General features: G+C 69.9%; 24 protein-coding genes, 1 tRNA gene and 1 pseudogene. 9 read left to right on the top strand and 17 right to left on the bottom strand.

What is annotated here, in order from left to right:
* Positions 1–78: 78 nt before the first annotated feature.
* A pseudogene (locus KCQ71_RS00845) lies at positions 79–1,078 on the bottom strand (6-phosphofructokinase).
* Between the two features lie 94 nt (positions 1,079–1,172).
* On the opposite strand from KCQ71_RS00845, the gene KCQ71_RS00840 reads away from it, so the two are divergent.
* Positions 1,173–2,003 carry a class I SAM-dependent methyltransferase gene (locus KCQ71_RS00840; protein ID WP_223401770.1) on the top strand — a complete coding sequence of 277 codons (831 nt, stop codon included), beginning with the start codon at positions 1,173–1,175 and terminating at the stop codon, positions 2,001–2,003.
* Positions 2,004–2,024: 21 nt separating this feature from the next.
* Here the strand turns inward: KCQ71_RS00840 and polA are convergent, their stop codons facing one another.
* Positions 2,025–4,721: a DNA polymerase I gene (gene polA / locus KCQ71_RS00835; RefSeq protein WP_223401768.1), complete on the bottom strand. Its 2,697-nt coding sequence runs from the start codon at positions 4,719–4,721 to the stop codon at positions 2,025–2,027.
* Between polA and KCQ71_RS00830 the strand changes: the two genes are divergently transcribed.
* Complete coding sequence (locus tag KCQ71_RS00830; RefSeq protein ID WP_223401766.1) at positions 4,720–5,124, top strand: PaaI family thioesterase; 405 nt, start codon at positions 4,720–4,722, stop codon at positions 5,122–5,124. The two genes, polA and KCQ71_RS00830, sit on opposite strands and share 2 nt — an antisense overlap.
* Here the strand turns inward: KCQ71_RS00830 and KCQ71_RS00825 are convergent.
* Together KCQ71_RS00825 and KCQ71_RS00820 are read right to left on the bottom strand one after the other, a co-directional pair.
* Positions 5,040–5,747, bottom strand: coding sequence for a GNAT family N-acetyltransferase (locus KCQ71_RS00825; RefSeq protein WP_223401764.1), 708 nt, complete (start codon positions 5,745–5,747; stop codon positions 5,040–5,042). The two genes, KCQ71_RS00830 and KCQ71_RS00825, sit on opposite strands and share 85 nt — an antisense overlap.
* 206 nt (positions 5,748–5,953) lie before the next feature.
* Positions 5,954–6,532, bottom strand: a complete 579-nt coding sequence (locus tag KCQ71_RS00820; protein ID WP_223401908.1) for an ANTAR domain-containing response regulator — start codon at positions 6,530–6,532, stop codon at positions 5,954–5,956.
* Between the two features lie 184 nt (positions 6,533–6,716).
* On the opposite strand from KCQ71_RS00820, the gene KCQ71_RS00815 reads away from it, so the two are divergent.
* Positions 6,717–6,793 (top strand) — tRNA-Leu (locus KCQ71_RS00815).
* Positions 6,794–6,885: 92 nt separating this feature from the next.
* Here the strand turns inward: KCQ71_RS00815 and KCQ71_RS00810 are convergent.
* From KCQ71_RS00810 to KCQ71_RS00775, 8 genes are all read right to left on the bottom strand, one after another.
* A complete protein-coding gene (locus tag KCQ71_RS00810; protein ID WP_223401763.1) occupies positions 6,886–7,845 on the bottom strand; it encodes a Gfo/Idh/MocA family protein in 960 nt (319 codons plus the stop codon).
* A gap of 21 nt (positions 7,846–7,866) precedes the next feature.
* Positions 7,867–8,718, bottom strand: coding sequence for a sugar phosphate isomerase/epimerase family protein (locus KCQ71_RS00805; RefSeq protein WP_223401761.1), 852 nt, complete (start codon positions 8,716–8,718; stop codon positions 7,867–7,869).
* 61 nt (positions 8,719–8,779) lie between these two features.
* On the bottom strand, positions 8,780–9,631 hold the full coding sequence (locus tag KCQ71_RS00800) for a carbohydrate ABC transporter permease (protein ID WP_223401759.1): 852 nt from the start codon (positions 9,629–9,631) through the stop codon (positions 8,780–8,782).
* A 1-nt stretch (position 9,632) separates the two neighbouring features.
* A complete protein-coding gene (locus KCQ71_RS00795) occupies positions 9,633–10,601 on the bottom strand; it encodes a carbohydrate ABC transporter permease (protein ID WP_223401757.1) in 969 nt (322 codons plus the stop codon).
* A gap of 29 nt (positions 10,602–10,630) precedes the next feature.
* Positions 10,631–12,016, bottom strand: a complete 1,386-nt coding sequence (locus KCQ71_RS00790; RefSeq protein ID WP_223401755.1) for an ABC transporter substrate-binding protein — start codon at positions 12,014–12,016, stop codon at positions 10,631–10,633.
* 180 nt (positions 12,017–12,196) lie between these two features.
* Positions 12,197–13,189 (bottom strand): Gfo/Idh/MocA family protein, encoded by a 993-nt coding sequence (locus KCQ71_RS00785; RefSeq protein ID WP_223401753.1) that lies wholly within the window; start codon positions 13,187–13,189, stop codon positions 12,197–12,199.
* The gene (locus tag KCQ71_RS00780; RefSeq protein WP_223401751.1) at positions 13,186–14,109 is read right to left on the bottom strand and encodes a MurR/RpiR family transcriptional regulator; all 924 of its coding nucleotides are present in this window, start codon (positions 14,107–14,109) and stop codon (positions 13,186–13,188) included. Before KCQ71_RS00780 ends, KCQ71_RS00785 begins: the two co-directional genes overlap by 4 nt.
* Entirely contained in the window at positions 14,106–15,014 is a 909-nt protein-coding gene (locus KCQ71_RS00775; protein ID WP_223401749.1) for a fumarylacetoacetate hydrolase family protein, read from the bottom strand. Before KCQ71_RS00775 ends, KCQ71_RS00780 begins: the two co-directional genes overlap by 4 nt.
* A gap of 340 nt (positions 15,015–15,354) precedes the next feature.
* On the opposite strand from KCQ71_RS00775, the gene KCQ71_RS00770 reads away from it, so the two are divergent.
* Together KCQ71_RS00770 and KCQ71_RS00765 are read left to right on the top strand one after the other, a co-directional pair.
* Positions 15,355–15,867: a flavodoxin family protein gene (locus KCQ71_RS00770; protein WP_223401747.1), complete on the top strand. Its 513-nt coding sequence runs from the start codon at positions 15,355–15,357 to the stop codon at positions 15,865–15,867.
* A 112-nt stretch (positions 15,868–15,979) separates the two neighbouring features.
* Entirely contained in the window at positions 15,980–16,855 is an 876-nt protein-coding gene (locus KCQ71_RS00765) for an ion transporter (protein WP_223401745.1), read from the top strand.
* Positions 16,856–16,928: 73 nt separating this feature from the next.
* Here KCQ71_RS00765 and KCQ71_RS00760 read toward each other — a convergent pair whose 3' ends face one another.
* Positions 16,929–17,273, bottom strand: coding sequence for a cupin domain-containing protein (locus KCQ71_RS00760; RefSeq protein ID WP_223401743.1), 345 nt, complete (start codon positions 17,271–17,273; stop codon positions 16,929–16,931).
* Between the two features lie 22 nt (positions 17,274–17,295).
* Here KCQ71_RS00760 and KCQ71_RS00755 point away from each other — a divergent pair, with 22 nt between their 5' ends.
* Positions 17,296–18,024, top strand: a complete 729-nt coding sequence (locus KCQ71_RS00755; protein ID WP_223401741.1) for a DUF1345 domain-containing protein — start codon at positions 17,296–17,298, stop codon at positions 18,022–18,024.
* A gap of 252 nt (positions 18,025–18,276) precedes the next feature.
* Positions 18,277–18,999: a hypothetical protein gene (locus KCQ71_RS00750; RefSeq protein ID WP_223401739.1), complete on the top strand. Its 723-nt coding sequence runs from the start codon at positions 18,277–18,279 to the stop codon at positions 18,997–18,999.
* An 83-nt stretch (positions 19,000–19,082) separates the two neighbouring features.
* Here the strand turns inward: KCQ71_RS00750 and KCQ71_RS00745 are convergent, their stop codons facing one another.
* From KCQ71_RS00745 to KCQ71_RS00730, 4 genes are read right to left on the bottom strand one after another with little or no spacing between them, the layout of a single operon-like run.
* On the bottom strand, positions 19,083–19,721 hold the full coding sequence (locus KCQ71_RS00745; RefSeq protein WP_223401737.1) for a formylglycine-generating enzyme family protein: 639 nt from the start codon (positions 19,719–19,721) through the stop codon (positions 19,083–19,085).
* A gap of 29 nt (positions 19,722–19,750) precedes the next feature.
* A complete protein-coding gene (locus KCQ71_RS00740) occupies positions 19,751–19,975 on the bottom strand; it encodes a hypothetical protein (protein WP_223401735.1) in 225 nt (74 codons plus the stop codon).
* A gap of 9 nt (positions 19,976–19,984) precedes the next feature.
* Positions 19,985–20,908: a serine hydrolase gene (locus KCQ71_RS00735; protein WP_223401733.1), complete on the bottom strand. Its 924-nt coding sequence runs from the start codon at positions 20,906–20,908 to the stop codon at positions 19,985–19,987.
* Positions 20,905–21,831, bottom strand: a complete 927-nt coding sequence (locus tag KCQ71_RS00730) for a LysR family transcriptional regulator (RefSeq protein ID WP_223401731.1) — start codon at positions 21,829–21,831, stop codon at positions 20,905–20,907. Before KCQ71_RS00730 ends, KCQ71_RS00735 begins: the two co-directional genes overlap by 4 nt.
* 74 nt (positions 21,832–21,905) lie before the next feature.
* Between KCQ71_RS00730 and bla the strand changes: the two genes are divergently transcribed.
* Together bla and KCQ71_RS00720 are read left to right on the top strand one after the other, a co-directional pair.
* Positions 21,906–22,835: a class A beta-lactamase gene (gene bla / locus KCQ71_RS00725; protein ID WP_223401729.1), complete on the top strand. Its 930-nt coding sequence runs from the start codon at positions 21,906–21,908 to the stop codon at positions 22,833–22,835.
* The gene (locus tag KCQ71_RS00720) at positions 22,828–23,139 is read left to right on the top strand and encodes a hypothetical protein (protein ID WP_223401727.1); all 312 of its coding nucleotides are present in this window, start codon (positions 22,828–22,830) and stop codon (positions 23,137–23,139) included. The genes bla and KCQ71_RS00720 overlap by 8 nt, the downstream gene beginning before the upstream one ends.
* Positions 23,140–23,191: the final 52 nt, after the last annotated feature.

The following is a 23,191-nucleotide window of genomic DNA, read 5'->3' as shown; positions in this document are numbered from 1 at the left end:
GCCGTCTACTAGTCTATCGTGTCCGGCCAGGCATCGCTACCAGCCTCGTCGTCGGCCACGACAGCCGGCCGCTGCGGCTCACGCGAGCGCGGACGCGACCGCGATCAGCTCGTCCGGTACGCGCTTGAGCCGGCCCGCGACCTCGCTGAGCGGCACCAGTTCGACCCGGTCCCCGCGCAGCGCGGTCATGACGGCGCTGCGTCCCTGGGCGAGGGCCTCCACCGCGGCGTAGCCGAACCGGGAGGCCAGGATCCGGTCGCCCGGGAGCGGCGTGCCGCCGCGCTGCACGTGACCGAGCACGGTGACGCGGGTCTCGAACCCGGTCCGCGCGGCGATCTCGGCGGCGACACGCTCCCCCGTGGAGCCGGCGATGATCTCGCCGTGCGGGCCGAGCCGGGTCTCGAACTCCAGCGACGTGCCCTCGGCGGGCACCGCGCCTTCGGCCACCACCACGATGGAGAACGACGCGTGCGCCCGGTGCCGGTGCTTGAGCGTGCGGACCACGCGGTCGATGTCGAACGGCGCCTCCGGCGATGCCCGCCTGCACGGCGATCCACCCTGCGTGCCGGCCCATCACCTCGACCACCATGACCCGGTTGTGTGACTCGGCGGTGGTGTGCAGGCGGTCGATCGCCTCGGTGGCCACGTGCACGGCGGTCTCGAACCCGATCGAGGCGTCCGTGCCCTCGACGTCGTTGTCGATGGTCTTCGGGATCCCGATGACGTTCACCCCGTGCTCGGCCACGACGCTGGCCGCGTGCAACGTGCCGTCCCCGCCGACGCAGATCATCGCGTCGATCCGCTCCGCCTCCAGCGTCGCCAGGACCGCGTCCATGCCGCCGGGCTCCGAGTGCGGGTGGAACCGTGCGGTGCCGAGCAAGGTCCCGCCGAGCGCCAGTACGCCGCGGATGTCATCGCGGGCGAGGGGGCGGACGTCGCCCTCGGCCACGCCGCGCCAGCCGTTGCGGAAGCCGATCACCGAGTGTCCGTAGGAGCCGTGCGCGTGCTTGACGACCGCACGGATCGCGGCGTTCAGTCCTGCGCAGTCGCCGCCCCCGGTTATCAGTCCGATGCGCATGGCCACTCCCTGATGTCGATTCGCGTCGGCTGGTCGCTCGGCATCAGGGCCGCCCGGGACCGAGTCTAGGCTGACGCCGAACGAGGGAGGACCCATGGGCACCGATCACCGCGGGCCATTGGCGCGGGCCGGATACGAGCTGGTCGACGGCGGCCGGGCGGCCGGCGCGAACGCCGCCTGGTGGAGCGAGGGTGCGCAGGAGTACCTGGACGAGCACGGCGAGTTCCTGGGTGCGGCCGACTTCTGCTGGTGCCCCGAGGGGTTGCGGGAGGAGCAGGCCCAGTTGCTGGGGCCGACGGCGGACCTCGCCTCCCGCTCGGTGCTGGAGGTCGGCGCCGGGGCGGCGCAGTGCTCCCGGTGGTTGCGTTCGCGGGGAGTGGTGGACGTGGTCGCCACGGACGTGGCGCCCGGGATGGTGGCGGCGGCCGCGGCGCTGGACTCCGCGACCGGGATCGCCGTGCCCACCGTGGTGGCCGACGCCCGCGACCTGCCGTTCGCGGACGCCTCGTTCGACGTGGTGTTCACGGCGTTCGGGGCGCTGCCGTTCGTGCCCGACGCCGACCGGGTGCACGCAGCGGTGGCGCGGGTGCTGCGCCCCGGTGGGTTGTGGGTGTTCTCGGTGACCCACCCGATCCGGTGGGCCTTCCCCGACGACCCGAGCACGCACGGGCTGACCGCGGTCCGGTCCTACTTCGACCGCACGCCCTACGTCGAGACCGACGACGCCGGTGAGCCCCTGTACGCCGAGTTCCACCGGACCCTGGGTGACCACGTGCGGGACCTCGTCGGCGCGGGTTTCGTGATCTCCGGTCTCCTCGAGCCGGAGTGGCCCGCTGACAACACGAACGTGTGGGGCGGGTGGGGCCCGGAGCGCGGCGCCCTACTACCCGGGACCGTGATCCTCCAGGCCCGGCTGCCTGCCTGAGCTCGGCGCGCGAGGACGGACTCAGTGACCGGCGTCGCGCCAGCTCTTCCCGGTCCCCACGGACACGTCCAGCGGCACGGCGAGGTCCGCGGCGGCGCCCATCTGCTCGCGCAGCACCGCCTCCGCTGCCTCTGCCTCACCGGGCGCGACCTCGACGACGAGTTCGTCGTGCACCTGGAGCAGCAGCCGGGACTTCAGCCCCTGCTCCCGCAGGGCCCGCTCCACCCCGATCATCGCGACCTTGATGATGTCCGCGGCGCTGCCCTGGATCGGCGCGTTCAGGGCCATCCGCTCGGCCATCTCCCGGCGCTGCCGGTTGTCCGAGGTGAGGTCCGGCAGGTACCGGCGGCGGCCGAGGATGGTCTCGGTGTAGCCGGTGGTGCGGGCCTGCGCGACCACGGAGGCGAGGTAGTCGCGCACGCCGCCGAAGCGCTCGAAGTAGCCGTCCATGAGGGTGCGCGCCTCGGACGTCTCGATCTTGAGCTGCTTTGACAGCCCGAACGCGGACAGACCGTAGGCGAGGCCGTAGGACATCGCCTTGATCTTCGAGCGCATCGCGGCCGTGACCTCGTCCGGCTCCACCTCGAACACCCGCGACCCGACGAACGAGTGCAGGTCCTCCCCCGACCGGAACGCCTCGATGAGGCCGGCGTCCCCGGACAGGTGCGCCATGATGCGCATCTCGATCTGGGAGTAGTCGGCCGTGACCAGGTTCTCGTAGCCGGAGCCGACCACGAACGCGGCCCGGATCCGGGTCCCCTCCTCGGTGCGGATCGGGATGTTCTGGAGGTTCGGGTCCGCCGAGGAGAGCCGGCCGGTGGCCGCGATGGTCTGCGAGTAGGTGGTGTGGATCCGACCGTCCGGGGCCACGGTGCGCAGGAGCCCCTCTACCGTCTGCCGGAGCCGGATCTGGTCCCGGTGGATGAGCAGGTGTTCCAGGAACGGGTGTTCGGTCTTGGCGTACAGGTCCGCGAGGGCGTCGGCGTCGGTGGTGTACCCGGTCTTCGTCTTGCGGGTCTTCGGCATCCCGAGCTCGTCGAAGAGGACCTCCTGGAGCTGCTTCGGGGAGGACAGGTTCACCTCGCGGCCGATCACCTCGTAGGCCTTGGTCGCGGCGTCGGTGACCGCGTCCCCGAACTGGCTCTCGAGCTCGGTGAGGTAGTCGACGTCCGCGGCGATGCCGGCCTTCTCCATCTCGGCGAGGACCGCAGCCACCGGCAGCTCGAGATCGGTGAGCAGCTCAGCCGCACCGCGCTCGTTGAGGTCGGTCCGCAGGGCCGCGGCCAGATCGAGGACGGCGGCGGCCCGGACGGCGCCGATCTCATCCTCGGCCGGCCCCTCCAGGACGAGCATCTGCTGCCCGGAGTCCTCCTCGCCGGCGCGCAGCTCACGGTGCAGGTACCGCACGGACAGGTCCGCCAGCGTGAAGCTGCGCTGGTCCGGGTGGCACAGGTAGGCACCGATGGCGGTGTCGAACGTGATGCCGTCGAGAACGAACCCGCGTCCGTCCAGGCTGTGCCATGCGGACTTGGCCTCGTGCACCACCTTGGGTGCGGCCGGGTCCGCGAGCCACGCCGCGAGCGCCGTCTCGTCCTCGACCGAGATGTCAGCGAGGTCGATCGTGAGGGCGGAGCCGCCGTCGGCCGCCAGTGCCAGACCCCACGCGTCCCCGGTGCCCTGCGCCGCGGAGCCGCGCACATCCAGCCCCACCTCGGCACCGGCGCGCGCCTCCAGCCAGGCGGACATGCCACCCGGTGCGAGCGCGGTGACGTCCAGGTCGAAGCCCTCGGCCGCCTCGGTCTCGGCGTCCTGCGGGGTCATCTCGAACAGCCGGTCCCGCAGCACCCGGAACTCCAGCGCGTCGAAGACCTGATGCACCTTCTCCCGTTCGAACGGGCGGCGGGCCAGGTCGTCGACGCCGAGCGGCAGCTCCATGTCCCGGAGCAGGTGGTTCAGCTGCCGGTTCAGGATCACCTGGTCCAGGTGGGCCCGCAGGTTCTCCCCCGCCTTGCCGCCGATCGCGGGGGCGTTCGCGATGATGCCCTCGAGCCCGCCGTGGGTGTTGATCCACTTCGCCGCCGTCTTCGGGCCGACGCCGGGGATCCCGGGCAGGTTGTCGCTCGTCTCCCCCACCAGTGCGGCCAGGTCCGAGTACTCCGCGGGCGTGACACCGTACTTCTCGGTGACCGCCTCCGGGGTCATCCGGACCAGGTCGGAGACCCCCTTGCGCGGGTAGAGGACCGTGACCGACTCCCCGACGAGCTGGTAGGTGTCCCGGTCCCCGGAACAGATGAGCACGTCCAGCCCGGCGGCACTGGCCTGGGTGGCGAGGGTGGCAAGGATGTCGTCCGCTTCGAAGCCCTCCTTGCCCAGGGTCGGCACTGCGAGCGCGGCCATGACCTCCTCGATCAGCGGGATCTGCCCGCGGAACTCCTGCGGGGTCTCGCTCCGGGTGCCCTTGTACTCGGCGTAGGTCTCCTTGCGGAACGTCTGACTCGAGACGTCGAACGCAACGGCGACGTGCGTGGGCTCCTCGTCGCGGAGCAGGTTGATCATCATCGAGGTGAACCCGTAGACGGCGTTCGTGGCCTGCCCCGTGGAGGTGGAGAAGTTCTCCACGGGAAGGGCGAAGAAGGCGCGGTACGCCATCGAGTGCCCGTCGATCAGCAGGAGCTTGGGTCGCACGTTCTCACTCACAGGTGCCACCCTATGCGTCATGACTGACATCGCGGACCTGGCCGACCTGACCCGGGGCACGCTCATCGAGAAGCTCGGCATCGAGATGCTCGAGATCAGCGCGGACCGGGCCGTCGGCAGGATGCCGGTGGCCGGGAACACGCAACCGGTAGGACTCCTGCACGGCGGGGCGACGGCGGCGCTGGCGGAAACCCTCGGCTCCTTCGCGGCGGTCGCGCACGCGGGCCCGGGGCGCTACGCCGTCGGGCTGGAGCTGAACGCCACCCACCACCGGGCCGCACGGGAGGGCTGGGTGACCGGGACGGCGACGGCCATCCACCTGGGCCGTTCGACGGCGACCTACGAGATCGCGGTGGCGGACGAGTCCGGGCGGCGGGTCTGCACCTCCCGGTTGACCTGCATGCTGCTCGACGCCCCGTCCTGATCGGCCCGGTCGGTCCGCTCCGCACGGTCGGCCAGGTCCACCAGGCTGAGCCCACGGGGCGGGGTCTCGGGAAGCCCACGGGACCGCCGACGGCGGGCGATCAACTCGTCGATGCCGCGGACCCTCTTGTCACGGCCGCCGGCCGGCTGCTCCAGCCGCCGCAGCAGTGCGGCGGTCTCGGCGATCCGACGGGAACCTGCCGGGATGAACCCGAGCCCGGAGAGGAAGCGCTGTTCGCTGCGGGCGCCGGTGAGCGGCATCGTCACGACGCGCTCGCCGGCGCAGCGGGCGGCGACCACCGCGATCTGGTGCATCAGCGCCCGACCCACGCCCCGCCGTCGATGCTCGTTGTCGACGTAGAGCGCCTCGATGTGCATGTACGCGATGTCCGAGAACAGGTTCACGTCGATCTGCTGGACGAGGGCCAGCCCGACGATCGTCTCGTCCACCTCGGCGATGATCAGGCTGGAGTTCTCCATCCCGAACCACGCCCGCAGGAGTTCGTTGAGGGCCCCGGAGTCGGGGTTGATCAGTTGGACACCGAGCGGCGAGTCGGCTCGCGCGGCCCGGAGGACGGGGAGGACGGCCTCGAGGTCCTCAGCGTGTGCCACCCGTGCGGTCACACCACCCATCCGAACCAACCGTCTCACCACCGTTCGTCGTCCGTTCCAGCGAGGTCGGCCCCCACCATACGCCCGTTGGGGCCACGGGCAGAAGTCCCGATTTGCATTCGAACGAATGAAACCCGGGCATGGACCGAACCGGCACAACGACGGCCGACGACCGTGGTCGCAGGTGCGCTCACGCGGGTCGCCGGCCGTTGCGTGCGTCAGTCCTTGCCCGCGCCGACCTGTGCGATGACGGCGTCGGCCACCTCACGCATGGTGAGGCGCCGGTCCATCGAGGTCTTCTGGATCCACCGGAACGACTCCGGCTCGGACAAGCCCATCTTCGTCATCAGCAGACCCTTGGCCCGGTCCACCCGCTTGCGCGTCTCGAAGCGGTCGGTCAGGTCGGCGACCTCGGACTCCAGGGCCGCGATCTCCTGGTGCCGCGAGAGGGCGATCTCCAGGGCGGGCAGCAGGTCGTTCGGGGTGAACGGCTTGACGACGTACGCCATGGCGCCGGCGTCCCGGGCACGCTCCACGAGTTCGGTCTGGGAGAAGGCGGTCAGCAGCACGACCGGGGCGATCCTGGCCTTCGTGATCCGCTCGGCGGCGGAGATCCCGTCCAGAATGGGCATCTTCACGTCCATGACGACGATGTCCGGTTCGAGCTCGGTGGCCAGCCGCACCGCGGTCTCGCCGTCACCGGCCTCGCCGACCACCTCGTACCCGGCCTCGTTGAGGGTCTCGACCACGTCGAGGCGGATCAGTGCCTCGTCCTCGGCCACGACCACGCGTCGGATCCGCCCCGCCTTGGGCTTCGCCGCCGGCTCGGCCGCAGGGGCCGTGTCGAGGTCGAGGAGATCTGCGTCGTTCGACGACTTCTTGCCCGGCTTCCCGCCGGTGGTCTCATCCGTGCTCACGATCGCCTAGCCTAATGCCTGTGCCAGAATGGCACGACAGAGATCGCAGTGATGCGGCGCACTGGCCCCGATAGCCCAACCGGCAGAGGCGTTCGGCTCAAACCCGATCCAGTGTGGGTTCGAATCCCACTCGGGGCACCACCTGCGATCCGCACGGTCGCAGGACGCGCGGTCACCGTCCCCCGGTCCGCGCCGACGCCGGAGGGCGTCGGCTGGTTGCGGGACCTGGCCCGCTACCGGGACCAGCCCTGGTGGCTGGTGCGCACGGTCTCCAGGATGCGCTGCACGGCGAGGGCATCCGCCTCGATCGCGAGGTCACCGGGGTCGCCTCCGGCGAGGAGGCTGAAGAAGGCCGACCATTCCCGGGCGAACGGTCCGTCGTAGTCGGCCTCGCCCACCGTCTCGGTGACCTGGCCGGACGCGGCGTGCACGGTCAGCGACCCGGGCCGCACCGCTCGGATGTACCCCTGCTCCCCCACGGCCAGCAGTGTGTGATCGTCCCTGCCCCCGACGGCCGGGTAGTCGGGCAGCCAACCGCCCGCGATGCCGGCGTCGCGGTCCGGCCCGAACACGAGGCGCACCCGGCTGGTGCCGTCGCCACCCTCCGGGGTGAAGCCGCCGAGCGTGGCTTGCACCGCCGTCGGCTCCTGCGCGAACAGCCACCGGCTGAGGTCGACGGCGTGCGCGAGCACCTCGAGCGTGACACCCTCGGCGCGGCCCCATGCCTGGCCGTGCATCGGTTGGTAGTGCGTGAGGTGGAGGTGGCGCAGGCGCCCGATGGTGCCCGCGTCGATCAGGTCCTTGGTCCGCCGGAAGAGCGGTTCGAAGCGCATCTTGAACCCGATGGCGAGCCGGGTGCCGTAACGTCGACACTCCCGCAGAGCCTCCTCTGCGCCCACCAGATCAAGCGCGAGCGGCTTCTCGCAGAGGGTCGAGATGCCACGCGAGGCACACAGTCCCACCAGGGCCGGGTGCAGACTCGGTGGCGTGCTGATCCCGGCCGCAGCGACGTCCTTCTCAACGGCGAACATCTCGTCCGCCGACCCGTAGGCGCGAGCGGAGGCGGATTCGGCCACAGCCCGGGCCCGGTCCGGATCGAGGTCCACCACCGCAGCCACGTCGTGGCCCAGATCCCGGATCACGCGGGCATAGATGCCGCCGATCAGACCGCAGCCGATCACGGCCACCTTCATCGTGGTACCCCACGCGCGGCCTCACTCATCCCGACCACCGGTCAGGTCCAGCATCCTGCGGGCAGCGGCCAGTTCGTGCGCCAGCCCCTCGCGGGAGGGCGGGAGTTCGTCCGGATGCCATCGCTTCTCATACTCGGTGGTGACGAACCGGTCGTAACCCGCGGCGGACAGCGCCGGGAGGATCTCCGCCCATGGAACCTCACCCTCACCGACGATCCTGGGCATGTGCCGGTTGTCACCCAGGACGTCCACGTCCTTGAAGTGGACGTGCGTGATGTGCGGGAGCTGCACCTCGAGAGCGGCCCGATAGTCGGAATCGCCGAGCACCAGCAGGTTCGCAGGGTCATACAGAACGCCGACGTGTGCCGAGCCCACGTCGGTGACGATGCCGGCCGTGATCGCACCCGTGATCGCGTGGGAACCCATGTGGTTCTCGACGCTCAGCACCACTCCTGCGGCGCCGGCGACCGGCGCGAGCTGCTGCAGGCTGTCGATGAGCAGCGCGTACTGCTCGTCCTCGTGACCAGGTTCGGGGTCGGTCCCGGCCCAGATCCGCACGGAGGCAGCACCCAGTGCCACCGCGAAGTCGATGCACCGCAGGAGATCGTCGATGCATCGGCGCCGCACCTGGGCGTCGATGACGTTGATCTCGCGGACGTAGGGGACCAGATTGGGGACCTCGAGGCCATGGTCCTCGATGGCACGACGCACGGTTCTCAGTTCGCCCGCCTGGACGTCGGTGCCGATCCCGCACGGGTAGTCGTCCGCGCAGATGAGTTCCACACCGTCGAAGCCGAGTTCCGCGAACAGGTCGATGGCCTCCGGCAGCGTCTCCTCGGGGGTGGCCATGGTGTGCGCAGAGATCTTGATCATGCGAGTCCTCCTCTGATGTGGGGCCTGGACGGTGTCCGCGGCCGGGGATCTACGGGCAGGTTCAGCCCTTGACGGCTCCGCCGGTGAGGCCCGCCACGATGTGCTTCTGGGCGAACACGAACAGGATGATGATCGGGATCATCGCGATCAGTGAGCCGGCCATCAGGACCCCGTACTCGGCGCCCTCGGCGCCGCGCAGGATGGCCGAGAGCCCCACGGACGCGGTCCGGTTCTGCCCCCCACCCACGATCACGAAGGCGAACAGGAACTCGTTCCACGTGTTGATGAAGGTGAAGATCGCGACGGCGGCCAACCCGGGGCGCGTCAGCGGTAGCGCGATCGACCAGAACGCGCGCATGTTGCTCGCCCCGTCGATACGTGCCGCCTCCGTCAGCTCCGTCGGCAGGGTGGCGAAGTAGCTCGTGAGCAACCAGACCGCGAACGGGAACGTGATGATCAGGTACACCGCGATGAGCCCAGGCAGCGTGTTCGCGTAACCGAGATCCGCCAGGATGCCGAAGAGCGGCACCACCAGCAGGATCGGTGGGAACACATACGCGAGCAGGGTGCTGCGGAGCAGCAGCCGACGCCCGCGGAACCTTCCCTTGGCGAGCCCGTAGCCCGCCATCGCGGCGAGGACCATGGTGATCAGCGTGGTCGTCGTGGATACCAGGATGCTGTTCCCGATCATCCGAGTGAATCCGGAGGAGACCCCGAACAATCGCTCGAACTGGCCGAGCGTCACCTGGGAGGGGAACAACGCCGGCGGGAACTGGTAGATCTCGTCGAACGGCTTGAACGCCGTGGAGATCATCCAGAACAGTGGGAACACCGACACCGCCGCGAGGGCGATCACGAAGCCGTCCACCGCGGCGGTCGACGTGGCGGTGCGGCGCTTGGGAATAGGTGGCATCTCAGTTCCTGTCCTCTTCGCCCTCGATCGGCATCAGCCGGAACAGGATCAGGGCCAGCGCGAGCAGCCCGATCATCATCCCGACGGAGACGGCGGCCATCCGTCCGACCTCGAACTGTGCCCATCCCACCCGGAACGCGTACAACGGCAAGGTCATCGTGGCGTCACGTGGACCGCCGCCGGTGGTGAGATAGACGAAGTCGAGGTTGTTCATCACCCAGATCGTCCGCAGGATCACCAGTGTGCCCACCACCGGTCGCAGGGCCGGCAGCGTGATGTGCCACACCTGGCGCCAGTACCCGGCGCCGTCGGTCACGGCCGCCTCATAGAGGTCCTGGGACACGGTCTGCATCCCGGCGAGGAACGCCAGGAACATGAACGGGGCACCGAACCAGATGTTCATGACGATCACCGCCCCCAAGGCGTAGGCGCCGTCACCGAAGAAGGCGATGGGTTGGTCGATGATCCCGATCGCCATCAAGGCGGCGTTCGTGACGCCGCTCAGCTCATCGAGCATCAGTCGCCAGACCGCGGCCAGCACGATGGACGAGAACATCCACGGCACGATCAGCAGCAGCCGCACCACGGCCCGCCCCCGGGCAAGGCCTTCGACGGCCAACGCCGCCACGAATCCGATCGCCAGTTGCCCCACGATGGAGGCCGCGGTCCAGATGAGCGAGTTCGCGGCGGCCCGCCAGAACTCCGGATCGGATAGGAACGCCGCATAGTTGTCGAACCCCACCACGCTGGTGTTGGGGTACTGGAAACTCTTGTTCGTGACGCTGTAGTAGAGATTGAGCGCCACCGGATAGACGAGCAGGACCATCATCCAGATCAGACCGGGCGCCACGAGGAGCACCGCGAAGTGCCGGTCGACGAAACGCCCGGCGCGTCGGAGGACCGTACGGTCCCCGGGCGGGTCCGGCTCCCGCGCCGGAACCCGCCCTCCCTGCGTGGCTGAAGCGGTCACCGTGGTGGACACCCTCACTCGCCCGCGGCTCAGCTGATCTGGCTCTGGATGCGGGCGACGATCTCGTCGGCGGCGGCTGCGGCCTTCTCCAGCGCGGCATCGACGCCCATGCCCCCGAAGGCGATGTCCTGGATCATCACCTCGGAGATCTTGGCGTCCAGGATCGGACCGATGAACGGGTTCGGCCCGTCCTCGAACCCGGCCACGGATCCCTCGTCGATCCCGGCGAGGGTCTGCGCCACCACGGTGTCCTTGTACTGGGCGATCAGCGGCTCGCCGAAGAACGCATCGGTGTCGATGTTGGTGGTGGCCGGGAAGTGGAACATGGGGATGGACAGGAGGAAGTCCAGGTGGACCTCCGGTCGGTACAGGACCTTGGCCAGCTCGTGCGCGGCCGCGACGTTCGCGTCCACCGGAATCGTCATGGCGACCGATCCCACCATGTGGCCGGGCTGGGTCCCGGCCGGGATGTGCGTCCCGTTCAGGGACGCGACGAGCTCCGGGTCGAGACCTTCGGTGCTGTTCGCGACGGCGATGTTCGCCGCGGTGTCGACGACCATCGAGGCCGTGCCGTCGTGGAACCGGTTGAACGTGTCCCCGATCGCCGTGGTCGCCGCCGACGTCGGACCGTACTGGCTCGCGATTCGGCCGAGGTAGTCCGCGGCGGCGCGCACCTCGTCGGAGGCCCAGAACTGGTTGCCCTCCGGGTCCACGAGACTGCCGCCGTTGGACCTGGTGATCATCCAGAGCAGGTATCCGCCGCCGATGTCGTTCTGGGACAGCGGCATCGTCCATCCGAAGAAGTCCGGCGGGTTGTTCATGGCTGCAGCGCATTCCTCGACGTCAGCCAGCGTCTCAGGTACTTCGAGACCCGCGGCCGCGAGCCGGTCGCTGCGGTAGAGCATCAGGCGGTTGTGCGCATAGTGCGGGATGGCGAAGGTGTCGCCCTGATAGCGACCGTTCTTGTCCAGGAATCCCGGGGCGAAGAACGGTTCACCACCGAGTTCCTCGACCAACGAGCCGAGGGCGTCGGTGTCGATGACACCGGCGATGTGCATGGGCAGGATGTTCTCCGGGATGTTGATCATCAGGTCCGGAAGGGTCCCGCCCTGCTGTGCCGCCGGCCAGCGCAGCGGCAGGTCTCCGAACGGCACGTACTCGGCCTGGACCCGCGCACCGGGGTGCTCCTCCTCGAAGATGTCGAAGGCCACCTGGAGTTCGGCCTGACGCGTCTCCTGGCCGTACGGGTGCCAGAAGACGACGTCTCCGGTGACTCCCCCGTCGGTCGTGTCATTGCCATCGCTACTACAGCTCGCAGTGGCAAGCCCGGCCGTGGCTGCGAGGCCCAGGCCCAGGAACGAACGGCGGGAGGTGGCGCGGTGCATTGCGTGGAACGGGTTGGGTTGCTGGTTCATTGCGGAACTGCCTCTCCTGGTGGTGCCGCATCGTTGCGGCATGTGGGGTGTCCCAAGCTCGGGTCGACGATCGTTCTGCGGTCCACCAGTGCGGCGGGCCGTGGTGACGACCGGTGGTGTGCTGTTGTGGCCTCATTGGCGGCTCCGTCTCGGCGTGGGTGCTGCCCCATGCCGAGAGCGTCAGGTCGGGGATGGCGAGGTGGTGGATGCGGCGTAGATGCGATCGACGAGGTCAAGCGCCCGGAGCGCGGTGCGCAGGGGTGTGCGTGACGGTTGGCCCTCGCGCAGCGCGGCTACGGTCTCGGCGGCGAACTGGTCATACCGACCACTCATATCTGGGGTCGCGACGTCGCGGTCGGACTGCGCGGTGGTGACGTGCAGGACAGAGTCGGACTCGACCACCATCGCCCCGGGGCAGGCGAGCGACCATTCGTGATCGGTGCCCTCACGGTTCGGGTGGACGTAGCCGGCTTCGATCGTCACCGTCGATCCGTCGCGGCCGGAGAGCAGCGCCACGGCGTAGTCCTCGACGTCGAGTCCGTACGCGCTGCTGGAGGTGCGTGCCCCGATGACGTCGATCTGCGGCCCGAGCAGACGCACGGCCGAGTCCGCTGCGTGTGCGCCGATGTTCCTGAGAGCGCCGCCGCCGAACCGTTGTCTGCTCAGCACCCACGGAACGCCGGACTCGGGGTAGCGCGCAGGCGTGCCGTTGACGATCCGGAAGCGTGCGGCGACGGGCCCGGTGATCGTCCCTCGACCGCGGAGCCGGTCGACCTCCGGCCAGAACCCGCTGTACCGGTTGACGAAGGCCACAGCGGTGAAGGTCCCGAGCCGTTCCGCTTCGTCACACAGGGCGCGGAGCGACGGTGCGCTGACCCCGGCGGGCTTCTCCACCGCGAACGGCAGACCGCGGTCAAGCAACAGACGCACCACTCCTGGCACGTCGTCGTTGGGCGAGAGCACCAGGACCAGGTCCGCCGCCACGCCGTCCAGTGCAGCCGAGACGTCCGTGTGGGCGGGACAACCCAGTTCTCTCCCCCATCTCTCGCCTCGGTGCGGATCGTCGTCCTGGACCGCCACGAACTGCGCGCCGGCTCGCGCGAACGCAGCTACCTGCCGCTCCGTGTGCCAATGGGCCACGCCGAGGATGACCAGGCGAGGTGAGTCATTCACGACGACTCCCAGTCGCCGGGCAGTGTGTTCAACCTGGTCTGCGCCTCACCGAGCGCCGCCAGGGACGCGTTCTCGGTGCCGCCCCGTTCCCACGAGACCGCGGTCGCGATGGCTTCGAGGAGCGCAAGACCGGCCACCCGACCGCTGAACTGCGCGGCCTCGTTCTTCAGTCTCGCGGAGAAGATGCTCAACACGGTGTCGGCGATCTGGGCCACGGCGCTCTGCGGGTCGCTGGTCACGGCGAGGACGGATGCACCCTGCTCGCGCGCGTGCCGACCGGCGAACACGGTGTCGCGGGAGTACCCGGAGAAACTCACGAGAACGACAAGATCGTCCGTGGTGGTGCGGTGTGCCTCGGCAAGCATCACCATGGGATCGCTCGACCACGACGCCGCGATCCCGATGCTCGTGAACCGATAGGCGAGCATCTGGCACAGGCCGGCCGCCGTCCCGGTGCCGAGTAACAGAATGGTCCGCGCCTGGACCATGGTGTGCACCACCTCGTCGAGCACACTGTCGTCGAGGTTGGCGAGCGCATCCTGCATGCCGTCGATCTCGAGCTTGACGACCTGCCGGACCACCCCCGCGGTGCCCTCGGCGATGTCCTCGATCGCGGCGGCCGGATCCACGTGCTGGTAGCCCATGTTCTTGCCGAGGTCGAGGGCCAGCTCCTGCATGAACTCGCGATATCCGCTGTAGCCGATCGCCTGGGTGATCCGGCTGATCGCGTTCTCGGACGCACCCACGTGGCTGGCCAGGGCGCTGATCGACAGCCCTCTCGCCGCCCAGGGGTTCTCCAAGATCTTGACGGCGACCCGCTGCCGCGCACCGGTGAGTCGCGACGCCGAGGTCCGGAGCCTGGCGAGGCAGCCGTCGTTCCGGTCCACCGTGGCATCGGGCAGTACCGGCGGGTTCGTCATGATGCTCCCGGCGTCGTGGCGGACCGGCCGGACGTCGGCACGATCGTGGTCGTGACGCTGCCGATGCCCGAGATCGTTGCCACGACCCGGTCGCCCTCGGCCAGGTGCTCCTGCGGGTCTCGCGCGTTGCCCACCCCGCCGGGAGTACCGGTCGAGATCACGTCGCCGGGCTGAAGCGTCACGTAGCGCGACAGGTCGGCAATGATCCGACGGACGGGGAAGAGCATGGCCTCAGTGGTGGCGTGCTGCTTCACCACCCCGTTCACGGTCAGCTCGATCCTCAGCGCCTGCGGATCGGGAATCTCGTCGGTCGTCACGATCCATGGACCGAGCGGGAAGTACCCGTCGATGCTCTTGCCGAGGAACCACTGGCCCTCCGGCCGACCTTCCTGCACATCACGAGCAGAGAAGTCGATCGCGACGCTGTACCCGAGGACGTGGTCGAGTGCGGTCGCCTCGTCGATGTTGCGACCGCCGACCGCGATGACGACGGCCAACTCGACCTCCCAGTCGAGGCGAGTGGTCAGGCTCCGGTCCAAGGGCAACGAGTGCACCGGTGGAGCGAGCGTGGTGGTCGCCTTGGAGAAGTAGACCGGTTCGGCCGGGACGCCCGGGCTGTGCGCCGACTCGGCCGCGTGGTCCGAGTAGTTCGGACCGAGGCAGAAGACGTTGCGCCCGAGTACCAGCGGTGCTGCGAGCTGATCCGCTCGAATCCACTGCCCACCGCCGTCGTGGAGCTGGCGCAGTGCAGGCCGGAGCTGCTCGCGCCAATCGGACACCTGGATCGCGCTGACCAGATCCAGTGGCAGGTCCACCCCTGCGCTCGCAGGGGCAAGGAATGACTGCCCGTCGCTGAGACCCCATTGGGTACTGCCGTCGGCTCGGCTGATCGATGCGATCTTCATCGCACCTGGCCATCTTCCGCATCGGCCACATCGCTGTACGTCACGTGCCACTCCCTCGTCCTTGAGCGTTCGCCCAATGTAACAGTTATTTCTACTGCTAACTACAGATTGGTAGAAATTACTATCAGGCGTCGGGTCCGGGCAGATGACCCACGCCTCTCCGGGCCGGCCCGGCCCGCTTCGGTCGAGGCGAGCGACGGTGCGCCGGCGACGGTCCGATGCGGCGCGTCCTCGTCCTCGCCTCGCGAACGTGAGCGGAGCGCGACCCAACGTGACCTAGGTCCCGGCCCTACGCCGTCGGGAAGTTCCACACTGGAGACAGAAGGGAATGGTGAGTGCAATGACTGCCTACATCGTCTACGAGAGCATGTTCGGTAACACGGCCGGTCTGGCCGAGGCTGTCGCGACCGGGGTCGCCACCTGCCTGCCGGTCGAGCTGGTCGAGGTCGGCGACGCACCGATGATCCGCGACCTGCAGGTGGAGCTGTTGATCGTGGGTGCGCCGACCCACGTGTTCGGCCTCAGCCGGCCACGCACGCGGGACGAAGCCGTCGAGCGAGCCGGTCAGGTCATCTCCGACGGGCGCCTGATGCGGGACTGGATCGACTCCCGGTCGGCGCTGTCGCTGTCCGTCGCGACCTTCGACACCCACGTGGCTCCTCCGATCCCGGGGTCCGCCGCCAGAACGATGGCCAGACTCCTGACCCGGCGTGGCTGCACGCTGGTCGCTGACCCGATGAGTTTCCATGTCGGGGGCACGGACGGGCCTGTGGTCTACGGCGAGCTCGAGCGGGCCACCGAATGGGGAGCTTCGGTGGCCCGGCGGGTGGGGCTGCAGCCGAGTCCCGCCTGAGCACCTCCGGCCGGGCGGGTGGGCAGCGGTCACCACCTGCGCCACTTGCCTGGCCCGGCCTCGTGCCTGCATTCTTCGTGCGCCAGCCGTTGTCCAGACTGAGAGCAGGCGCATGACCACGACCGAGATCCTCGCGGAGGCCGCGCCCGGCACCGCCGGTTCGCCGCCACCCCCGCGGTGGTACTCCCGCGCCGCGCTCGGCAGATGGGTCGAGTCCGACCGGGTCCAGCGATTCGTGATCGTGCTGATCCTGATCAACGCCGCCACGCTGGGCCTGGAGACCTCCGACGCGGTGATGGCCGGGTACGCCGACCTGCTGCACACCCTCGACCGGATCTGCCTGGCGTTCTTCGTGGTCGAGCTCGCCGTGAAGCTGTACGCCTTCCGGGGCTCGTTCTTCCGGTCCAGCTGGAACGTCTTCGACCTGCTCGTGGTCGGGGTCGCCCTGATCCCGGGCTCGGGTGCGTTCGGGGTGCTGCGCTCCCTGCGGGTGCTGCGGGTGCTGCGCCTGGTCTCGATGGTCCCGCAGCTGCGCCGGGTGGTCGAGGCGCTGGTGAAAGCGGTACCCGGGATCCTCTCGATCGGCGCCCTGCTGATCCTGCTGTTCTACGTCAGCGCGGTGATGGCCACGATGCTCTTCGGCGACTCCTTCCCCACCGAGTTCGGCAACCTCTCGCGGTCGCTGTTCACGCTGTTCCAGATCATGACCCTCGACAACTGGAGCGTCATCAGCCGGGCCGTCCTCGAGGTGCACCCGTGGGCCGTCGCGTTCTTCGTGCCGTTCGTGTTGCTGAGCGCCTTCACGGTGCTGAACCTGTTCATCGCCGTGATCGTCGACGCCATGCAGCACATCCGGGCCGACGAGCCGGCGGCCACCGACCACGAGACACCCGCCGAACCTGCGACCACGCGGGCGTTGGAGGGCGAGATCCGGGGCCTGCGGGACCAGGTCGCCGAGCTGACGGAACTGGTGCGGAGCCGCTCCTGAACTGTCGTTGCGCAGGGCATGCCGCTGTCGCGCCACCCGCTGATCCGAACGGGCTCGGAGGTGAGCCGAACGCTCAGGTGCTGGGCAGGAAGTCCTCGCGGGCCGGGGTGAACACGTCGATCAGCGTCCCGCCGGTGGCGGTCTCGCAGCCGTGCCACTCGTTCGACGGCACCACGATGCTGTCCCCGTCGGTGATCGTGATCGGCTCGCCGGACACCACGAAGTCGAAGGTGCCCTCGCGCACGTAGGTGGCCTGCACGTGCGGGTGGGTGTGCGGAGCCCCGACCCCACCGGGCGCGAACTGCACCTCCACCACCATCAGTTCCGGGGTGTGCGCCAGGATCCGGCGGCGGGTGTAGTCGTCGAGCTGGGTCCACTCGGTGCTCGTCTGGCTGCTCTGCGCGCTCTGGGTGCTCACCCGCCTACGTTAGCCTCATGCGGTGTCCCGAGACCCCGCCGCCATCCCGAAGCTCACCTCGGACATCCGGCGCAGCGTCGTCTGCCTGATCCCGGGCCTTGTCCTCATCGTGGTGCTCGGCCCGGTCATCTTCGCCGAGCCCGTCGAGGACAGTCTGGTCAGCGCGATAGGCGCGGGGATGCTCGGGTGGAGCTGCTTCGCCGCCATCTACTGCGTGCTGACTCTCTGGGCGTTCCGGGGCCTGCGTGGCGAACGCTTCCGGCGGTCCCTCGTCGAGGCCGAGTCGACCGAGCCCCGCGCCGTGCGCCGCATCCTCCGGGTGCCGGGCGCGCGGACCATGCTGACCGGGGGCGACGGCCCGAGCTGGGCCGCCCAGGTGGCCCTGGTTGCCCTGGCCGCGGCCCTCCTGCTCAGCGTCAACGACCAGGTCCGGTCCGATCCGGCCCTCCTCCTCGTCGGCGTCGCAACGGTGGTCACGTCGTGGTTCACGGTGCTCGTCTCCTACGCGTTGCACTATGCGCGGGCACAGACCCGGGACGCCGGCCTGCGCTTCCCCGGCGAGGAGCCGGACGGTCTCGCCGACTACCTGTACTTCGCGACCTCGGTGTCCACCACGTTCGCGACCACCGACGTCACCGTCGAGACCGCACGCATGCGCCGGCTCGTGACCGGCCACGGGCTGTTGTCCTTCGCGTTCAACACGGTGATCGTGGCGATCGTGGTCGCGATCCTCGTCAGCACCCTGGTCTGAAGCACCTCTGGCCGTGCGGGTGGTGACTTCTCCCCATCGTCGCGGCGCCTGCGGGGCGCCCACGCCGGTCGACGCCTACTAGGGTTGAAAGCCAGGGGGTTGGCCCCCAGTCCCCGCGGTCCGCCGCGGTGGGCTCCCGGGGCTCTTCTGCGCGGTCCGCCGCGCCTGTGATGAGACCCGTGCACCGGTGCGCCCACCCGCACCCGTGCCATCCGGCGACGGGGATCCGAACAGACGAAAGTGAGACCGGGGATGAACTCCAGGCGTATGTGGACGGCGTCGGCAGCAGCCGTCGCAGGGGCGTTGCTGTTGGCCGGCTGCGGCGGCGGCGACACGGACGAGCCGGATGCCGGCACCGACCCCACCGTCGAGGACGTGGCGGCCGACGAGCCCACCGAGGAGGAGACCACCGAGGAGCCCGAGAGCACCTTCGACGTCGACGCGATCGACTTCGGTGAGCCGGGTGCGGTCACCGCGCCGGGCTCCGCCCTGGCCCTCGGCCAGGTCGCGTGGGTGGAGCGGACGGTGACCTTCAGCGACGACACGGAGGTGACCGGAACCCAGGGCATCAGCGTCCTGCAGATCATCGAGTCGGACGCGTCGCTGTTCGAGCAGTACTCCAACGCGGACGAGTTCGCCGACTACATCCCGTACCTGATCGTGACGCAGCAGCAGTGGACCGGTGACGTCCCGGCGGACGAGAACCCGCCGAGCGCCGACCTGTTCCCCCTGCTCGCGGACGGCGCCGACGCCGAGTACCTGACCACGCAGTTCTCGTTCAACAGCCCGGGTGACGCTTGCGGCCTCGAGCTGCCGCCGTTCGACGAGGAGACGAACACCGCGGTCAGCTGCTTCGTGGGCCTGTCCAACTCCGACCAGCCGGTGAGCGCTGTCGAGTACAACGGCGAGGGCTACTACTCCTTCGTCGCGACCCCGGGCAATCTCTACCTGGAGTCCCCGATCGTCTGGCAGTGACCCGATCGGGCACAGCCGCTGCGCCCGGGACCGCCGAGGAGGTGGTTCCGGGCGTTCGCGTTCGGTGACGGCGACGCCACGTCTCAGGGCAGTGACCGGGCCAGGCGGAACCCGACATCCTCGATGGCGAAGGTCGGGTGGCTGCGTCTGCGCACGCCCGCCCGCACGCTCCACTCCGGGTCACTCCAGCCGCCGCCGCGCAGTACCCGGTAGTCCCCGTAGACGTCCGGGTCGTAGCGCTCGAAGCACCACTCCCAGACGTTACCGAGCATGTCGTGCAGCCCCCACGCGTTCGGTGCCCGGGTGCCGACCCGGTGCGGCCGCTCCCCCGAGTTCCCCGCGTACCAGGCGATCTCGTCGAGCTCGCCGTAGCGCGGGCCGGTGGTGCCGGCCCGGCAGGCATGCTCCCATTCCGCCTCCGTGGGGAGCCGGTAGCCGGTGCTCCCGACGGCGGAGGTCACCTCGTCGTCGATCGTGTAGGCGGGCTCGAGGTGCTCACGCATCGAGAGCGCGTTGCAGAAGCGGACGGCGTCCAGCCAGGAGACGGTCTCGACCGGGAGGTCGTCCCCGGTCGCGGCGCTCGGGGTGGCGCCGAGCACGGCGCGATACTGCGCCTGGGTGACGGGTGCCCGGGCGAGCAGGTGTGCGGTGACCTCGACCCGCCACCGCGTGGACGTGCGCCGGTCGTGCAGCGTCACGGAGCCGGGCGCTACCTCGACCATGTCCGGATGTGATGGGGCGATCACGACGGTCAGCCACCCGCGAACGTCAGCACGATCGAGACGACGATCGAGAGCAGGCCCACGCCCACCAGCAACCCGCCGACGAGCCGCAGGGTGCTGATCGCGGACGGCTCGGGCTCCCCGCGCAGCCACGCCTTGGCCACGGCCGCGATCAGGATGCAGAGCAGGCCCAGCGGCAGGGTCGTCCAGGTGAACACGTCCGCGATCGACCCGACCACCTGCGCAGCATTCACGAGCGCACGCTACCCCGTACGGCTCGGCTCCGCGTACCCGCGGACCTCGTCATGCAGCATCCGAGCGACCCAACCGATCGTCTGCTCAGCGACGGGCTGTGTGGCGGCGGGTACTCGGGACTCGGTCAGGGCGGCCACGACGAACCTGCCGCCATCGCGGTGGGTGACGACGCCCACCTCGTGCCTGAGGTGCAGGAAGGTGCCGGTCTTCGACGCCCAGGAAGCGGCGTCGGTGGCAAGGTCCGGAGCGAGCCGGTGCCGCAACAGGTTGCCGGCGAGCAGCTCCTGAAGGCGCTCGGCGGTGCCGGGCAGCAGGTCCGCGCCGCTCCAGATCCGTTCGAAGAGGGCCGCCATGGCGCGCGCCGAGCCGGAGTTGGCCATCGAGACGTCCAGCTGCGGGATCACGTGGCCCCGGCCCTGGGTGCCGGAGTCGATCGCGAGCGTCTGCGCCAGGTGCGCATCGGTCGGATCGAGCCGAGACGCCAGCGACCGGTGCAGCTCTCCGATCGTGTGCCGCACGGTGACGTCGGTGACCGACATCGACCGGAGTCGCCGGGTCACCTGCTCCGGTGGGCACAGCCGGAAGAGCGCCTCGGCCGCCGTGTCGTCGCTGACCGCGACGGCGAGGTACAGCAGGTCGGCGACCGCGACGGTGGCCGGCTCGGTGAACCGGCACAGCCCGGTGGGTCCGGGCACGCGAACCGTGGCGTCGATGAGGACCTGTTCGGCGAGGTCGAGCTCGCCGGAGCCGGCGCGCTCGACGACGTCCAGGGCCAGCGGCACCTTGACGAGCGAGGCGAGCGGGAACAGGAGGTCGGCCTCGATGCCCAGCTCCCGGCCGGTGTCGAGGTCGCGAACCAGGAAGGAGCCGCGCAGCCCGGCCTCCTCGAGTGCGCTCGCCGCGTTGGCCAGCACGTCCGCGGTGCGCCTCACTGCGGTGCCTCGACCCGGCCGGACAGCTCGGCGCCGAGCGCGCCCGCGACATCGGTGATGGCCACACCGAGGAAGCGACGGACCAGGTCGGCGTCCCGACCTGACACGTCGTAGCCACGGACCAGGCGGGCATCCCCCATCGGTGCCCAACCGAGGCCATACTGCTCGGCGTCCGCCTCCGAACACAGGACCAGATCGTCCCGTGACCACACCTCGGCCACCGCGCCGACCATGTCGGTCGCCACCCGGACCTGCGCCGGGGCCAGTCCGGCCGAATGCGCGGCGAACACCAGTCGGTCGCGCACGTGCGGCACGGCGTCGTCCGGCTGGATCCAGATGCGGCGGGCGTCCGCCGGCCGGGTGCCGCGCCCGCTCCGGATCGACGCCAGGTAGAAGGTGATGTCCCCAGCAGGGTCCCGGCCGCGGCCGTTTGAGCGGCCGGCGCCGAGCGGGACGCACCACCGGGCCTGGTCCGCGGCAACGGGCTCCAGACCCAGGTCCAGCACACCCGAGCGGAGCGCGTCCGCACGCTCGGGCGGGTCCGCGGTCCGCACCTCCAGGAGCAGGTCCGCACGTCGCGCGGTCGCGACCAGGTGCGCCAGCTCCGCGGGCGGGAGTCCGTTCGGTACGCCGAGGGTGATCGGACGGCGACGCGAACGCCTGGCGTCCACCCTGAGCTCACCGGCGCTGCGGACCAGCCGCTCGGCCGCCGGCAGCACCTCCCGGCCGAGCCGAGTCAGCTCCACGCGTCGCGACGTCCGTTCGAAGAGGCGACCGCCGAGCTCGACCTCGAGGGCGGCGACCTTCCGGCTCGCCACCGACTGGGTCACGCCGGCCACCGCGGCGCCCGTCGTGAAGCTGCTCCGCTCCGCGACGCTGACGAACACCTCACACGCGGACACGAGATCCATCCGAGCGGCCATGGATGCGAAATTAGCATCAATGGTGATCTTCGGTGCTTGGACCGCATGACCGCTCGGCGCGGATGCTCTCTGCCATGACCGCCGATACCGACCTCACCGCACCAAGCCGCCGCGCCCTGCTCCGTTGGGGTTCGGCCACCGCTGCCGCCGGCCTGTTCGGCAGCGCTGCTCTGACGGCATGCGCCGGTCCCGAGCCCGCACGTACGGACCCGACCGGCCCGGGTTCCGACGCGCTCGTCAGGCTCGAGGAGGACACCGGCGTCCGGATCGGTGCCGTCGGGATCACCGCGGACGCTCGCGTGGATCACCGGGCCGAGGAGGCGTTCCCGATGTGTTCCCTGTTCAAGGTGCTGGCCGTGGCCGCGCTGCTGCGCGAGCGGGCCTACGACGACGCCTACTGGGCCGAGCCGATCCCGTTCGGACCGGCGGACCTCGTCGAGGACTCACCGGTCACCTCGGCGAGCACCACCTGGGCGATGAGCCCGACGACTCTCGCCGATGCGGCGCTCCGGTTCAGCGACAACACGGCAGGGAACCTGCTGTTGGCCCAGCTCGGCGGTCCGGATGCGATCACCACCTTCGCTGCGGACCTCGGCGCGGCGAGCACCAGGTTGGACCGTTGGGAGCCGGAGCTCAACGAGGCGGCCCCGGGCGACGTGCGGGACACCTCGACCCCCTCGGACATCGCGCTGCTGTACCGGGCGCTGCTGCTGGAGGACCGGGCCGGCGCCCTGTCGGGCGCACGATTGCGGGCGTGGATGCTGCGCAACACGACCTCCGACGCACGGATCAGGGCGGGCCTGGACGGTGACGTCGAACTGGCGGACAAGACGGGTGCCGGCAGGTACGGCGTGGTCAACGACGCGGGCGTGCTCTGGGGCGCCGGTTCCGACCCGATCACGCTGGTGATCCTGACTCGCACCGACGACTCGGCCGCGGTCAACGACAACGAGGTCGTCGCCGAGGCGACTCGCATCATCATCAGCGAGCTGACCCGTGGCTGAGCCGGCGCGGAGCGACCGGGTCCGGTCGCTGGCCGGCCTCGCGGTGGGTGGTGGTGGAGCGCTCGTCACCGGGATCTCGATCCTGCCTGCGCTCGCCGCCGCCGCGGCCTGGGGTGCCGGGACCTTGTTCCTCGCCATGCTCCTGGCGGCTCTCTTGATCGCCGTGCCGGTATCCGTGGGCCTGGCCATCGCGAGCACCCATGGAACCCGCTGGCGTTGGGCCGCGATCGCTGTCGCGGCCCTGGTCGTGGTGCTGGTTCTCCGGCCTGCCGTCGGTTCGCTCGACGTGCTCTGGCTGGGCTGATCGGGCGCCGATCCGGCGGGTCGTGCTCGACCACCCGAACTGGGTGGTGGCC

It is taken from the genome of Occultella gossypii, from assembly GCF_019947135.1.
Classification (GTDB): Bacteria; Actinomycetota; Actinomycetes; order Actinomycetales; family Beutenbergiaceae; genus Occultella; species Occultella gossypii.
The sequence above is the reverse complement of the archived record's forward strand: the minus strand, read 5'-3'. Positions and strand labels throughout refer to the sequence as shown.

Coding starts and splice junctions, on each gene's coding strand:
- KCQ71_RS00750 (WP_223401739.1), top strand. CDS start 18,277: ATGAACTCCAGGCGTATGTGGACGGCGTCGGCAGCAGCCGTCGCAGGG.
- KCQ71_RS00810 (WP_223401763.1), bottom strand. CDS start 7,845: ATGAAGGTGGCCGTGATCGGCTGCGGTCTGATCGGCGGCATCTATGCC.
- KCQ71_RS00780 (WP_223401751.1), bottom strand. CDS start 14,109: ATGACGAACCCGCCGGTACTGCCCGATGCCACGGTGGACCGGAACGAC.
- KCQ71_RS00805 (WP_223401761.1), bottom strand. CDS start 8,718: ATGATCAAGATCTCTGCGCACACCATGGCCACCCCCGAGGAGACGCTG.
- KCQ71_RS00830 (WP_223401766.1), top strand. CDS start 4,720: ATGACTGACATCGCGGACCTGGCCGACCTGACCCGGGGCACGCTCATC.
- KCQ71_RS00765 (WP_223401745.1), top strand. CDS start 15,980: ATGACCACGACCGAGATCCTCGCGGAGGCCGCGCCCGGCACCGCCGGT.
- KCQ71_RS00790 (WP_223401755.1), bottom strand. CDS start 12,016: ATGAACCAGCAACCCAACCCGTTCCACGCAATGCACCGCGCCACCTCC.
- KCQ71_RS00800 (WP_223401759.1), bottom strand. CDS start 9,631: ATGCCACCTATTCCCAAGCGCCGCACCGCCACGTCGACCGCCGCGGTG.
- KCQ71_RS00770 (WP_223401747.1), top strand. CDS start 15,355: ATGACTGCCTACATCGTCTACGAGAGCATGTTCGGTAACACGGCCGGT.
- KCQ71_RS00840 (WP_223401770.1), top strand. CDS start 1,173: ATGGGCACCGATCACCGCGGGCCATTGGCGCGGGCCGGATACGAGCTG.
- KCQ71_RS00730 (WP_223401731.1), bottom strand. CDS start 21,831: ATGGCCGCTCGGATGGATCTCGTGTCCGCGTGTGAGGTGTTCGTCAGC.
- KCQ71_RS00775 (WP_223401749.1), bottom strand. CDS start 15,014: ATGAAGATCGCATCGATCAGCCGAGCCGACGGCAGTACCCAATGGGGT.
- polA (WP_223401768.1), bottom strand. CDS start 4,721: ATGACGCATAGGGTGGCACCTGTGAGTGAGAACGTGCGACCCAAGCTC.
- KCQ71_RS00745 (WP_223401737.1), bottom strand. CDS start 19,721: ATGGTCGAGGTAGCGCCCGGCTCCGTGACGCTGCACGACCGGCGCACG.
- bla (WP_223401729.1), top strand. CDS start 21,906: ATGACCGCCGATACCGACCTCACCGCACCAAGCCGCCGCGCCCTGCTC.